Origin of the sequence: Phocaeicola sp. HCN-6420, from assembly GCF_037890145.1 — a bacterium.
In the GTDB taxonomy this organism is placed as follows: Bacteria; Bacteroidota; Bacteroidia; order Bacteroidales; family Bacteroidaceae; genus Phocaeicola.
In genome coordinates, this window is the sequence record NZ_JBBKBJ010000011.1 from 73,685 (window position 1) to 86,289 (window position 12,605).

The window sequence follows — 12,605 nt, forward strand, 5'->3', positions numbered from 1 at the left end:
AGGGATGGATTCTGCGTTTATATTTTATTAACAGATTTGTTTTATCTTCCATCAATATGCCTGCCATTTTTTATTTTAACGGCAGATCCGAATATTTCTTATGCCCCAGTAATTTCGACTGCCATAAAATACTGAACGGAAAACGCCCCGACACATTAAAGCCAACTGCCTTGTCCAGGTTTTCCTGTCTGTCGGCTTTAAACTGCGGACGCAAGCGGGCATATTCTTTTCTTGCCTGTATTACGGCACGAAAATTTGCCCAATCACCCTTCAGTAAAAAGACACATGCAGCCACATAATCCAGACAAGCACGAACCCTCATCACTGGCCTCAATTCTTCCGGCGGAAGGTTTTTATACAGCATCAGCAGGTTATTGCGGAAATTCAGAAATGTCTTTCGAGGATTTTCCTTTTTCAACGTAGCACCTCCTACATGCCAGGCGACACTCTCGGGCAGGCAAACCAGTTTATAGCCACGGCTTCGCAAACGCCAGCACAAATCAATCTCTTCCATGTGGGCAAAGAAACGTCCGTCCAGACCGCCTACTTCGCGGTATTTATCCAGCCGGATAAACAACGCAGCTCCCGTTGCCCAAAATACAGAAACGGGGGCATCGTACTGTCCTTTATCTTTTTCTACGACCTCGAAGATACGCCCGCGACAGAACGGATAGCCATAGCGGTCGATAAACCCTCCCGCAGCTCCAGCGTATTCAAAGTATTCCTTCCGCTTCCAGTCGAGCAGTTTAGGCTGACAGGCTGCAACTTCCGGATGAACATCCATATATTTCACCATCGGTGCCAACCATCCGGGAGCAACTTCTACATCGCTGTTGAGCAGCACAACATATTCGGCGTCCACATGCTCGAAAGCTTTATTGTAACCATCGGCAAAGCCGTAATTCCGATCCAGGCGGATCAGACGGACTGCCGGAAACTCTTGCTCCAGCATCCGGCAGGAATCATCGGAAGAACCATTGTCTGCCACACAGACCTCTACCCCGTCGCCAGCCGAACAGATCAGGACAGAAGGAAGAAACCTGCGAAGCATATCAGCCCCGTTCCAATTTAAGATAACTACAGAAACCTTGTTCATATAATTGTTCCTTTCAGCGCGGTACCATCTTCATTGAAATCGCCCAGCCGAACATGTATCAAATGATTATCCAAATCGTCGTTGTGATTCAATTCCACGCGTATATAATTGGACGTAAATCCATGCATCGGAGCACCTGCCTTGGAATGTTCCATCAACACAGTTGCCTCCTGCCCGATATGACGTGCATAGAAAGCCCTGGTCTTTTCATCCGACAAAGCCAGAAGACGCTGACTTCTCTGATGCTTATCTTCGGGAGATACCACATAGTCAATCTTCAGAGCTTGTGTTCCGGGACGCTCCGAATAGCTGAACACATGCAACTGAGTAACATCCAGACTGCGTATAAATTCATAAGCCTGTTCAAAATACTCCGGAGTTTCGCCTCGTGTACCCACAATCACATCCACGCCGATAAAGGCATCGGGCATCAGCGATTTAATCTTCTGTATCTTGTGTGCAAAAAGTGCAGTATCATAGCGACGACGCATCAGCTTCAAGACTTCATCGCATCCCGACTGTAGAGGTATATGGAAGTGAGGCATAAAACGGCGTGAACGGGCCACATATTCTATAATCTCATCAGTCAGCAAATTGGGCTCAATAGACGAAATACGATAACGTTCGATTCCTTCCACCTCGTCGAGTGCTTTTACCAGATCAAAGAAACTTTCACCCGTAGTTTTTCCGAAATCACCGATGTTGACACCTGTCAGGACTATTTCCTTGCCTCCTTCAGCAGCTACCTGACGAGCCTGTTCTACCAGATCGGCAATCTTCCCGTTACGACTTCTTCCACGCGCAAACGGAATGGTACAATAAGAGCAGAAATAATCGCATCCGTCTTGTACCTTCAGGAAATAGCGGGTACGGTCACCTCTGGAACACGAAGGCACAAACGTACGTATATCCTTAGTAGCCGTAGTAATCGCTTCCCCATGTTCATGCTTTTCCAGATTACCCAGATATTTCATCAGGTCGCCTTTCTGCTCGGCGCCCAACACCAAATCTACTCCCTCTATATCTGCTACCTGCCCCGGCTTCAACTGTGCATAGCATCCTGTCACCACAATAAAGGCTCCCGGATGAGCCTTAGCCAGACGATGAATGGCCTGCCTGCATTTCTTATCTGCCATTTCAGTAACCGAGCAGGTATTAATCACACAAATGTCCGCTTGTTCGCCCTTGCGTGCAGTACGTACACCTGCCTCTTTTAATGTTTTACCGATAGTGGAGGTTTCTGCAAAATTCAGTTTGCAGCCCAATGTATAATAAACAGCTTTTTTATTCTGAAAAATAGTTGTATCTGTCATACCTTAATATAATGATTCGAATTGCAAAGTTACGCATTATTATCTGAAGCGCATCCTATCTTACCCAAAGATAGGAACAAAAAAAGGATTTCTTCACCGGAAACCCGCGCTAACTCTAAGGAAAAAGGGAAAATCGTCTTAAATATACGCATTATCTACGTATTTTCCGCGCCAGAAAACATCTTTTATGAAGAAAACTATTTAAAAACATATTTTTTTTGAAAAAAAACGCTCCAAAGAGAACAACGTATTAAAAAAGTCTATATCTTTGCATCGTTTTAAGAAAACAACATAAGTATTACAGATTTAAAAAAGCAAAGAAAATGAAAAAATTAGTATTTTTGTTCGTAGCATTCGCTGCTGTATCTTTCGCATCATGTGGTAACAAAGCAGCTAACAGTGAAGAAGCAGCTGACTCAACAGCAGCAGTTGAAACAGTAGAAGAAGCAGCTCCGGTTGTTGACTCTACAGCAGTTGTAGCTGACTCAGCAGCAGTTGATTCTGCAGCAGTAGTAGCTGAATAATTTCGAACAACATTCGAGAGAATTGAAAGTCTGGCATGCGCAAGCATTCAGACTTTTTTTTATACCCATACGTTTCCTCTCTCCTGATAGTTGAGCCATCTTTTCACGAAAAAGATTTCATGGCTCAATCTCATCGCCTTTCACAGGCTACCCCGCAACACTTCAAACGTCCCATGTTGCCGGTACAATAAACTCTACTTCCGTCCCTACAACTCACACTTCATGTAGCATAAAGAGCAATCTTACCTAAAACGACACAGGGTAATATCCCAGCATGCACATAAGACTCCTGCACTCATTTCATAAAGTGCCATATTCACTCCGTCGGAACCTGCTGTCCTAAAAATATTTTTTGTACAAAAAATATTTCTTTTTGTACAAATTTTCCGAAAACGTCAGGAGATTTTCTTGAACATGTAATAAGAAAAGAAGAAAAATCCCAAGAGAAAAGACGAGAGCCACCATCTTCCTCCGCAATCACCAGAAATCATTCCCAAAGACAGAAAACCCAATTTTCTATCCCCTACCAGCAGAAGAGAAAAAACTACAAAAAAAAGAAATCCCGAGTAGAACAAATATCTACTCGGGATCTTATCAAGTATTTACAGACTGCAAAATTAAGCTTCTTCTGCAACAACTTCGAAAGGAATTTCAACAGAAACTTCCTTATGAAGTTTAACGATTGCTTTGTAGTGACCAACTTCCTTAACTGCATCCTTAACAACGATAATCTTACGATCGATGTTGTGACCCAATTTAGCAAGTTCTTCAGCAATCTGAATATTACCTACTGAACCATAGATAACACCTGTAGCGCTAACTTTTGTAGCGATCTTCAAAGATACATCCTTCAAAGATTCTGCAACTGCTTCAGCATCTTTCTTAATCTTTTCCAATTTGTGAGCACGCTGTTTCAATTCTTCAGCCAGCATTTTCTTAGCAGCCGGAGAAGCGATAACTGCTTTGCCTGTCGGAATAAGATAGTTACGACCATAACCTGACTTAACGGTTACAATATCATTCTTGTAGCCCAAGTTAACTACGTCTTCTTTCAAAATAATTTCCATACTCTTATTCCTCCTTTAATTATTTCATCATATCAGTTACGAAAGGCAGCAAAGCCAAGTGACGAGCTCTCTTAACAGCCTGCGCAATACGACGCTGGAACTTCAATGAAGTACCTGTAATACGGCGCGGAAGGATCTTTCCCTGTTCGTTCAAGAATTTCTTCAGGAATTCAGGATCTTTGTAGTCGATATACTTAATACCACTCTTTTTGAAACGGCAGTATTTTTTCTTTTTAACGTCTACTGAAGGCGGAGTTAAATATCTGATTTCTGATTGTTGCTGTGCCATGATTAGTTTTCCTCCTTTTTAGTTGATTTAACATTTCTTCTCTTAGCAGCGTATTCTGCAGCGTATTTATCCATCTTGAAAGTCAAGAAACGGATAACACGTTCGTCACGACGGAAGTTTACTTCGAGTTTCTCGATTACCGACGGTTCTGCTTTAAACTCAATCAGCTGATAGAAACCTGTAGATTTCTTCTGAATTGGATAAGCCAATTTCTTCAATCCCCAGTTTTCTTCATTAATGATCTCCGCACCTTCTCCTGTCAGGATAGCTTTGAACTTTTCTACCGCTTCCTTCATCTGAACATCAGATAAAACGGGAGTTAAAATGAAAACGGTTTCGTATTGATTCATACTATTCGTTGATTAAAATATTAATAATAAATTTTCAAATGCGGCGCAAAGTTACGACTTTTTCTCTAATATACAAATCATTGCGCTCTTTTTATATGATAAAGAATGTTATTTTAAGACATTTTCTTATACTATATATGGTAAAAGTATCGTATATTTGCATAGTTGCTTAAACAATAATTAGATGATAGAACAGTTCAATTTTGACATACAGCTTATTTTTGCTATACTAAACGGAAAGGTTTCGGCTGCAATCAACCGCAAGCTGAGTCGTAACTTCCGTCAGAACGGAATGGACATAACACCAGAACAATGGACGGTATTATTGTTCTTGTGGGAAAAGGACGGTGTAACGCAGCAGGAACTGTGTAATGCTACTTTCAAGGACAAACCCAGCATGACACGTTTAATCGACAATATGGAACGTCAGCATCTGGTAGTGCGTATATCCGACAAAAGAGACCGGCGTACCAACCTGATTCACCTGACAAAAACCGGCAAAGAACTGGAAGAAAAGGCACGCTTCATTGCCAACAAAACCCTTAAAGAAGCACTTCATGGACTAACACTGGAAGAATTGCGAGTAAGCCAGGAAGTTCTCCGTAAAATCTTCACCAATACAAAAGACTAATAGTAAGCTTTTTTATTTTTTTTCATCAAATAATTTCTTCAATACAAGAATTATCCTTTAATTTGTAACCAAGAAAAAATAAACCATAAAATAGAAGACACACATGAAAAGCTTATTAAAGAATTTAGGATTGATACTGGTTGTAATCGGAGCAGTAATCCTGATTGCTTGCTACTTTGGAGGCAACGTAAACAACAATTCGATTTTAGCAACTTCTCTGATTCTCATTATCGTTGGATTAATTTCCTATATCGTCCTAAACAGACGTATTGCCGACTAATACTGAGTCAATCCGGAAAAGAAATAAAAAAGCCTGAGTTCTAAAAGAATTCAGGCTTTTTTATTTCTATAGCTTTCCATTACTATCATTCTTGTTCGGGAGTAATCAGTTTGTAACCCTTACCGTGGATATTAATGATTTCGATAGAATCGTCATCTTTCAAATGCTTACGCAATTTGGTAATATATACATCCATGCTTCGGGCATTGAAGTAATTATCGTCTATCCAGATAGTCTTCAAGGCAAAGTCGCGCTGCAGAATCTCGTTGGCATGTGCACAAAGCAGTCCCAGCAATTCAGATTCTTTGGTAGTAAGTTTGGTCTGCTTGTCACCGATTGACAGAATCTGTTTCTGTGTATCGAATGTAAAGCGACCGATCTTGTACATGTTGCTTTCCTTATTACGTTTACCACGTACACGACGCAGGATAGCTTCAATACGGAAAGTCAGCTCTTCCATACTGAAAGGTTTTGTTATATAATCGTCTGCACCAATTTTGAATCCTTCCAGAATATCTTCCTTCAATGTTTTTGCAGTAAGGAAAATGATAGGTATCTCAGCATTAGCCTGACGGATTTCCTGAGCCAAAGTAAAACCGTCTTTCTTCGGCATCATAACATCGAGCACACACAAATCATACTTATTCTTCAAAAAGGCCTTAAAGCCGGCTTCTCCATCGGGAAACAACTCTGCCGAATATCCTTTTGCCTGCAAATATTCTCTTAACAGCATGCCAAGATTCTCATCATCTTCGCATAACAAAATACGCAATTTTTCGTCCATATCAATCTTCTTTAAATAAAGGTAATACAATTATAAATTTAGTTTCCACATTCAGTTCACTTTCGGCACGTATCGTTCCCTTGTGATCTGTGATGATCTTCTTCACATAGGCCAAGCCCAAACCAAAGCCTTTTACGTCGTGCAAATTGCCAGTATGAACCCGGTAGAACTTTTCAAATATTTTTTTCAGGTTTTCTTTCTTGATACCGATACCATTATCCTCTATCGATATATGAAGCTTTCCCGATTCATTCCAAGTACGAACTTTCAAATGGATATTGACATCCGGTTTCTTGTACTTCAATGCATTATCCAAAAGGTTGAAAATTACATTCGTAAAATGCATCTCATCTACATAAACAAATGGGTCATCCGCATCAAGTGCTACATCCAAGGTACCGTTACAATTCTCTACCTTCAAACGGAAGGTATTGGTTACTCCATAAATCAACTCGTTGGCATCAACCTCTTTCTTCTTTAAGGTAGCTTTCTGACGCTCGAACATAGACATCTGAAGCACTTTTTCTACTTGGAAGCGCAAGCGCTTGGTTTCGTCGTTTATCACTCCCGAAATGTGCTTGAACATGGCAGGAGATTTACCCACTGCCGGATCATTCAACATTTGTGCAGCCAGAGATATTGTCGAAATAGGTGTCTTGAACTCATGCGTCATATTATTGATGAAATCGTTCTTTATCTCGGTCAGTTTCTTCTGGCGGAAGATAATATAAATGGTAAAGATAAATGTCACCAGCAACACCAGCGTAAAGATGATAGACGGAATCATAAACCGTACAGAACTGAAAATGTAATTGTCCATTGTCGGGAAGAATACATTTACAAATCCCATCTTAGCTGGAGGATCTTTTTCAAAAAGCAACCGAGAATAAACTTTCTCATTATCGTATTCATAATCCGAGCAACGATAAATTTCTTTTCCATCACGGTCGGTCACCGTAAAATGATAAGGAATATCTACTCCGTTGTTCTTCAATTCCGAATTCAAAAAATAATCCAGTTGTTTAAAGTTAACGCGTTCCTTCAGCGGCTTGTCGCTCGCCGTATAAAGAATATTGTAAACAACCTCATTCAGCAAAGCACGCTGATAGATATAACGTTCCTTTACGATTTCCTGCAATGTACGAGAAGTCTGAGGAATATTCTTTCCCGTCGAAATAATCTCTTTGGGAATGCTCGAAGGACGATTTATCACCGTTTTCCATTCGAAAGTAGAAATCGTACTTCCATCGGAAGACCCAATCAGCACACTTCCACTCGACTGCGACTGATGCTGTCCTTGAAACTGCTGGGAAAGCTGTGCCGCACGTTCGGTAGCAACAACATCTTTTTCCAAATATTTTTTAGTTTCTACTAATTCCAGGTTATGCACAGCCTGGGCAAGGCTTCGTCCTACATTCTCTTCGAACTGTTCCTTACGCATCTTGACCATCTCTTCTATATAGCTCACCTGCAAATAAAGCAAACTTAGAAAAGAAAGCCCCATTACAATACCTAATATCCAAATAGTTGACTTTTTCATGGAGGCAAATTTAAACGGCTATCATTTACGAGATACTCTGCTTAACATGTTTTAATCCGCGATTCTCTTATATTAACAAAATCAGAAGATTTACATGTTATTTTTTAAACCTCACATCACGTTTTCCGTGGTCTTAGTGCAAAAATAATGAAATTTTAAATTAATAACAAACAAAGTAAGCTAATTGTTTAAGCTTCGTTAAATAAAAAAGGCCGCATTTTTAAGAAATGCGACCTTTGCAACCTATAAAAACAACAACTAGAAAGTTTATGCTTCTTCTTTTTCTTGTTCTTCGAATTCCTTCATCAACTTATTCTGAACATCGGTCGGTACAAGTTCATAACTTGCAAATTTCATAATGAAGGAAGCACGACCTCCCGTCAAAGAACTTAAAGCCGTAGAATAATTAGACATTTCTTTCAATGGAACCTTAGCAGCCAGCTTTTCATAACCTTTTTCACTGCTCATACCCATGATCATACCTCTACGTCCCTGCATATCACTCATTACGTCGCCCAACTTATCGCTCGGAACAAATACTTCTACATCATAAATAGGTTCCAGAATCTTAGGACCTGCATTTTTAAAGGCTTCGCTGAAAGCATGACGACCGGCCAGCATGAAAGATATTTCATTAGAATCTACCGGATGCATCTTACCGTCATAAACGATGACACGCACATCACGGGCATACGAACCAGTCAAAGGTCCTTGTTCCATACGACTCATGATACCTTTCAGAATAGCAGGCATGAAGCGAGTATCAATGGCTCCACCTACCACACTGTTAACAAATACCAATTTACCGCCCCATTCCAAGTCTATTGTTTCAGAACTTTTTACATTTATCTTGAATTCCTGTCCATTAAACTTATAGACTTCAGGAGCAGGCATACCTTCATAATAAGGTTCTACAATCAAATGAACCTCACCAAACTGTCCGGCACCACCCGACTGCTTCTTATGACGGTAATCAGCACGAGCTGCCTTTGTAATAGTTTCACGATAAGGAATCTTCGGCTCATAGAACTGTACCTGAAGTTTTTCGTTGTTTTCCAAACGCCATTTCAATGTACGCAAATGGAATTCACCTTGACCATGTACCAAAATCTGCTTCAACTCTTTAGACTGTTCTACAACCCATGTCGGATCTTCTTCACGCATACGGTTCAATACAGCCATCATTTTCTCTGTATCAGCTTCATTTACAGGCTTGATAGCGCGAGTATATTTCGGATTCGGATATTTAATGAAATTAAAGCGATTCTCACAATCTTTGCCATTCAAGGTATTTCCAGTCTTCACATCTTTCAGTTTCACCGTACAACCAATATCACCAGCACGAAGTTCATCTACCTTTTCACGATTAGCACCGGCACATACATAAAGCTGGGCCATACGTTCCTTTGAGCCACGATCAGCATTGCTCAAATCATCACCTTCGTGTACCACACCACTCATAACTTTAAAATACTGTACATCTCCGATATGCGGTTCTACGGCTGTCTTAAAGAAATACAAGGAAGTAGGTCCGTTGGCATCAGGAGGTACAGGAACGCCACGAGTATTATGAACAACCGGCATTTCATCAACAAATGGAACTACATTGCCCAAGAACTCCATCAGACGGCGAACGCCCATATCCTTACCGGCACATACACAGAACACAGGGAACATACCACGTGCAGCCAGTCCCTTACGGATACCTTCACGCATTTCGTCCTCGGTCAACGATTCCGAATCGAAGAACTTTTCCATCAAGCTTTCATCGTGTTCGGCTGCAGCCTCAACCAACGTTTTGTGCCAAGCCTGAGCTTTATCCATTTCTTCAGCCGGAATTTCTTCAATAGTCGGAGCACCACCATCAGGACCCCACGAATATTTTTTCATTAAAAGTACATCGATCAACGAATTGAAGTCGGGTCCGGTAGCCAACGGATACTGAACCGGAACAACTTTAGAACCGTAATTTTCTTTCAACTGTTCCAATACATGGTCGAAATCACATTTTTCACTATCAAGCTGGTTAACCAGGAAGATAACCGGTTTACCCAGCTTTTCTGTATAACGGAAATGATTCTGTGTACCTACTTCGGGACCATACTGACCATTCAACAATAAAATAGCCGTATCCGTAACGTTCAATGCTGTAATAGCAGCTCCCACAAAGTCATCACTTCCCGGACAGTCGATGATATTCAGTTTTTTGCCATTCCACTCTACATGATAAACGGTAGAGAAGACCGAGTAACCATACTCCTGCTCTACCGGAAAATAGTCGCTGACTGTATTTTTGGCAGTGATTCTGCCGCGACGTTTTATAATACCACTCTCATAGAGCAACGCTTCTGTGAGGGTGGTTTTACCTGATCCGTCATTGCCAAGCAGGGCAATGTTTTTGATTTCGTTGGTCTGATATACTTTCATGGTATTTCAAGATTTAATTATTGAACAAAAGGATATGCTTTTCATATCTCTTACATAGTGATGCGCAAATTAGAAATTAATGAGCAGAAATGCAACAAATTCATTCGTGTTACTAAACTATGTTTTTAGACAGAAAACATCTGCTTCGATGCTTCTTTTCGCCAACATCCCAACGAAACAATAAAAAAGGTCACGCCGCAGCGAACTAAACAGTTGCCAAAGCATGACCTTCTAAAGACATGGAAAAATACTACATCACCAAATATTTACACGTTTTTCAGGTGCAATGTACATCGGACTTTCCGGAGTGATATGGAAAGCATCGTACCAAGCCTGAATATGAGGCAGAGCACCGTTTACACGCCATTCACCCAAAGAGTGAGGATCCGACTTTGTACGAGAACGAATTTCCTCATCACGAATATTGGCAGCCCATACTGTAGCATAAGCCAAGAAGAAACGCTGTTCCGGAGTAAATCCATCAATATCGCCCAGAGGATTTTCCTTCATGGCATGCTGGAATGCGAGGAATGAAACATTCAGACCTCCATGGTCCGCAAGATTCTCACCTAATGTCAATTCACCATTTGCTTTCAGTCCCGGCAATACTTCGATGTTATTGAAGAAATCAACCATCACTTTTGCACGAGCATCAAAGCGTTCTGCATCTCCTTTAGCCCACCAGTCGGTCAAGTTACCGTTCTTATCGTACTGACGACCTTGGTCATCGAACCCGTGAGTCATTTCATGACCGATAACCACACCGATAGCACCATAATTGAATGCATCATCAGCATTCATATCGAAGAACGGATATTGCAGAATTCCGGCAGGGAAACAAATTTCATTTGTAGAAGGATTATAATAAGCATTTACAGTCTGAGGTGTCATCAGCCATTCATCCTTGTCGACTGGCTTGCCAAGACGGCTGTACATATCATCCAGTCCCCATTTGTTAGCACGGCAAGCGTTAGCCCAGTAAGAATCCTTCTTGATTTCCAGATTTGAATAATCTTTCCATTTATCAGGATATCCCACTTTTACATGGAAAGCAGCCAGTTTTTCCTGAGCAACCATCTTGGTGCTGTCGCTCATCCATTCCTGAGCCTGAATACGTTCTCCAAGAGCTTCCTGCAAATTCTTTACCAGCTTAACCATACGTTCTTTGGCTGCTGCAGGGAAATACTTTTCTACATACATTTGTCCTACAGCCTCACCCAACATATTTTCTACAGCACTGACAGCACGTTTCCAGCGAGGAGAATTTTGCTGACGTCCAGACAACACCTTACCATAGAAATCAAAACGAGCAGATACAAAATCATCACTCAGATAAGGAGCAGCAGCATCCAGCAAATTATACTGCAAATAAGAGATATGCTTAGATACAGGCAATGTATTAATCAGTTTTTCAACTTCTTTCAGAGGTTCTATCTGCATTACATTCAGTTCAGTAACTTCCTTAATGCCTAAACCCTTCAAATAAGCATCCCAGTCGATACCTGCAAACGTCTTCTTTAAATCAGCGTAAGACATCTTATGATAGTTAGCTTCCGGATCACGCTGCTGTACAGCACTGAAAGCTTCTTTAGCGATAGAAGTTTCTATTTCCATTACATCTGCCATTTTCTGCTGAGCCTCAGCTTCAGAGAAACCTGCCAAAGTAAAGAGCTTAGAAATGTATTTCTTATAATTTTCACGCACATTGACAGTTGCACTATCGTTATCAAGATAATATTCCTTTTCACCCAAATTAAATCCACCTTGGCTTATCTGGAACATATTTACATCACTGTTCTTCGGATCGGCATAAACAAAACTTGAAAAATAAGTACCGATACCACAGTTCAACAGCTCTACCATCATCGGAACAATTTCCTTCCGGTCTTTCAGAGCAGCAATCTTATCCAGTTCCGGCTTAATCGGATTCATACCCTCCTTGTTCAGAGTCACGCTATCCATTGCCAGATTGTATACATCACCAATCTTCTGAGCCAATGTTCCCTGTTCATTTTGTTTGGAAGCCAAGCCCTCAATAAGCTCCTGCAACTGCTTGCGATTATTTTCAATCAGTACTTCGAATGTGCCATAGCGAGAATATTCAGCTGTCAGAGGATGATTTTTCATCCAGCCACCACACGCATAATGATAGAAATCCTGACTTGCAGAAACTGTAGTATCAAGATTTGCCAAGTCAATGCCAGAAGTGCTTTTAGCCTCCTTTTGTCCGGCGCAACTTGTCATGGCAGCAGCAACGAGCACTGCCACAGCAGCAAAATGTTTTGTTTTCATAAGCATTTATAA

General features: G+C 41.0%; 12 protein-coding genes. 3 read left to right on the plus strand and 9 right to left on the minus strand.

Going from position 1 to position 12,605, the window contains the following annotated elements; all coding sequences use genetic code 11:
• Positions 1 to 70 precede the first annotated feature (70 nt).
• Together WKT12_RS08780 and mtaB are read right to left on the minus strand one after the other, a co-directional pair.
• A complete protein-coding gene (locus tag WKT12_RS08780; RefSeq protein ID WP_340319446.1) occupies positions 71 to 1,096 on the minus strand; it encodes a glycosyltransferase family 2 protein in 1,026 nt (341 codons plus the stop codon).
• Complete coding sequence (gene mtaB / locus WKT12_RS08785; RefSeq protein ID WP_340319447.1) at positions 1,093 to 2,409, minus strand: tRNA (N(6)-L-threonylcarbamoyladenosine(37)-C(2))-methylthiotransferase MtaB; 1,317 nt, start codon at positions 2,407 to 2,409, stop codon at positions 1,093 to 1,095. The genes WKT12_RS08780 and mtaB overlap by 4 nt, the downstream gene beginning before the upstream one ends.
• Before the next feature lie 323 nt (positions 2,410 to 2,732).
• Between mtaB and WKT12_RS08790 the strand changes: the two genes are divergently transcribed.
• Positions 2,733 to 2,933 carry a PG1828 family lipoprotein gene (locus WKT12_RS08790; RefSeq protein ID WP_021970764.1) on the plus strand — a complete coding sequence of 67 codons (201 nt, stop codon included), beginning with the start codon at positions 2,733 to 2,735 and terminating at the stop codon, positions 2,931 to 2,933.
• A gap of 617 nt (positions 2,934 to 3,550) precedes the next feature.
• Here the strand turns inward: WKT12_RS08790 and rplI are convergent.
• The 3 genes from rplI to rpsF are packed head-to-tail and all read right to left on the minus strand — an operon-like array spanning position 3,551 to position 4,639.
• The gene (gene rplI, locus WKT12_RS08795; RefSeq protein WP_340319448.1) at positions 3,551 to 4,000 is read right to left on the minus strand and encodes a 50S ribosomal protein L9; all 450 of its coding nucleotides are present in this window, start codon (positions 3,998 to 4,000) and stop codon (positions 3,551 to 3,553) included.
• Between the two features lie 19 nt (positions 4,001 to 4,019).
• A complete protein-coding gene (gene rpsR, locus WKT12_RS08800; protein WP_005841178.1) occupies positions 4,020 to 4,289 on the minus strand; it encodes a 30S ribosomal protein S18 in 270 nt (89 codons plus the stop codon).
• Positions 4,290 to 4,291: 2 nt separating this feature from the next.
• On the minus strand, positions 4,292 to 4,639 hold the full coding sequence (gene rpsF / locus WKT12_RS08805; protein WP_294596355.1) for a 30S ribosomal protein S6: 348 nt from the start codon (positions 4,637 to 4,639) through the stop codon (positions 4,292 to 4,294).
• Positions 4,640 to 4,823: 184 nt separating this feature from the next.
• Between rpsF and WKT12_RS08810 the strand changes: the two genes are divergently transcribed.
• Positions 4,824 to 5,270, plus strand: coding sequence for a MarR family winged helix-turn-helix transcriptional regulator (locus tag WKT12_RS08810; RefSeq protein ID WP_021970278.1), 447 nt, complete (start codon positions 4,824 to 4,826; stop codon positions 5,268 to 5,270).
• A 103-nt stretch (positions 5,271 to 5,373) separates the two neighbouring features.
• Positions 5,374 to 5,550 (plus strand): hypothetical protein, encoded by a 177-nt coding sequence (locus WKT12_RS08815; protein WP_021970279.1) that lies wholly within the window; start codon positions 5,374 to 5,376, stop codon positions 5,548 to 5,550.
• 85 nt (positions 5,551 to 5,635) lie between these two features.
• On the opposite strand, the gene rprY is transcribed toward WKT12_RS08815, so the two are convergent.
• From rprY to WKT12_RS08835, 4 genes are all read right to left on the minus strand, one after another.
• Complete coding sequence (rprY, locus tag WKT12_RS08820; RefSeq protein ID WP_021970280.1) at positions 5,636 to 6,334, minus strand: response regulator transcription factor RprY; 699 nt, start codon at positions 6,332 to 6,334, stop codon at positions 5,636 to 5,638.
• A 1-nt stretch (position 6,335) separates the two neighbouring features.
• Positions 6,336 to 7,874 carry a sensor histidine kinase gene (locus WKT12_RS08825; protein ID WP_340319449.1) on the minus strand — a complete coding sequence of 513 codons (1,539 nt, stop codon included), beginning with the start codon at positions 7,872 to 7,874 and terminating at the stop codon, positions 6,336 to 6,338.
• Between the two features lie 267 nt (positions 7,875 to 8,141).
• Positions 8,142 to 10,301, minus strand: coding sequence for an elongation factor G (locus WKT12_RS08830; protein ID WP_340319450.1), 2,160 nt, complete (start codon positions 10,299 to 10,301; stop codon positions 8,142 to 8,144).
• Positions 10,302 to 10,556: 255 nt separating this feature from the next.
• A complete protein-coding gene (locus WKT12_RS08835) occupies positions 10,557 to 12,593 on the minus strand; it encodes a M13 family metallopeptidase (protein WP_340319451.1) in 2,037 nt (678 codons plus the stop codon).
• Positions 12,594 to 12,605: the final 12 nt, after the last annotated feature.

Coding starts and splice junctions, on each gene's coding strand:
- rprY (WP_021970280.1), bottom strand. CDS start 6,334: ATGGACGAAAAATTGCGTATTTTGTTATGCGAAGATGATGAGAATCTT.
- WKT12_RS08815 (WP_021970279.1), top strand. CDS start 5,374: ATGAAAAGCTTATTAAAGAATTTAGGATTGATACTGGTTGTAATCGGA.
- WKT12_RS08810 (WP_021970278.1), top strand. CDS start 4,824: ATGATAGAACAGTTCAATTTTGACATACAGCTTATTTTTGCTATACTA.
- WKT12_RS08835 (WP_340319451.1), bottom strand. CDS start 12,593: ATGAAAACAAAACATTTTGCTGCTGTGGCAGTGCTCGTTGCTGCTGCC.
- WKT12_RS08830 (WP_340319450.1), bottom strand. CDS start 10,301: ATGAAAGTATATCAGACCAACGAAATCAAAAACATTGCCCTGCTTGGC.
- rplI (WP_340319448.1), bottom strand. CDS start 4,000: ATGGAAATTATTTTGAAAGAAGACGTAGTTAACTTGGGCTACAAGAAT.
- WKT12_RS08780 (WP_340319446.1), bottom strand. CDS start 1,096: ATGAACAAGGTTTCTGTAGTTATCTTAAATTGGAACGGGGCTGATATG.
- WKT12_RS08790 (WP_021970764.1), top strand. CDS start 2,733: ATGAAAAAATTAGTATTTTTGTTCGTAGCATTCGCTGCTGTATCTTTC.
- mtaB (WP_340319447.1), bottom strand. CDS start 2,409: ATGACAGATACAACTATTTTTCAGAATAAAAAAGCTGTTTATTATACA.
- rpsR (WP_005841178.1), bottom strand. CDS start 4,289: ATGGCACAGCAACAATCAGAAATCAGATATTTAACTCCGCCTTCAGTA.
- rpsF (WP_294596355.1), bottom strand. CDS start 4,639: ATGAATCAATACGAAACCGTTTTCATTTTAACTCCCGTTTTATCTGAT.
- WKT12_RS08825 (WP_340319449.1), bottom strand. CDS start 7,874: ATGAAAAAGTCAACTATTTGGATATTAGGTATTGTAATGGGGCTTTCT.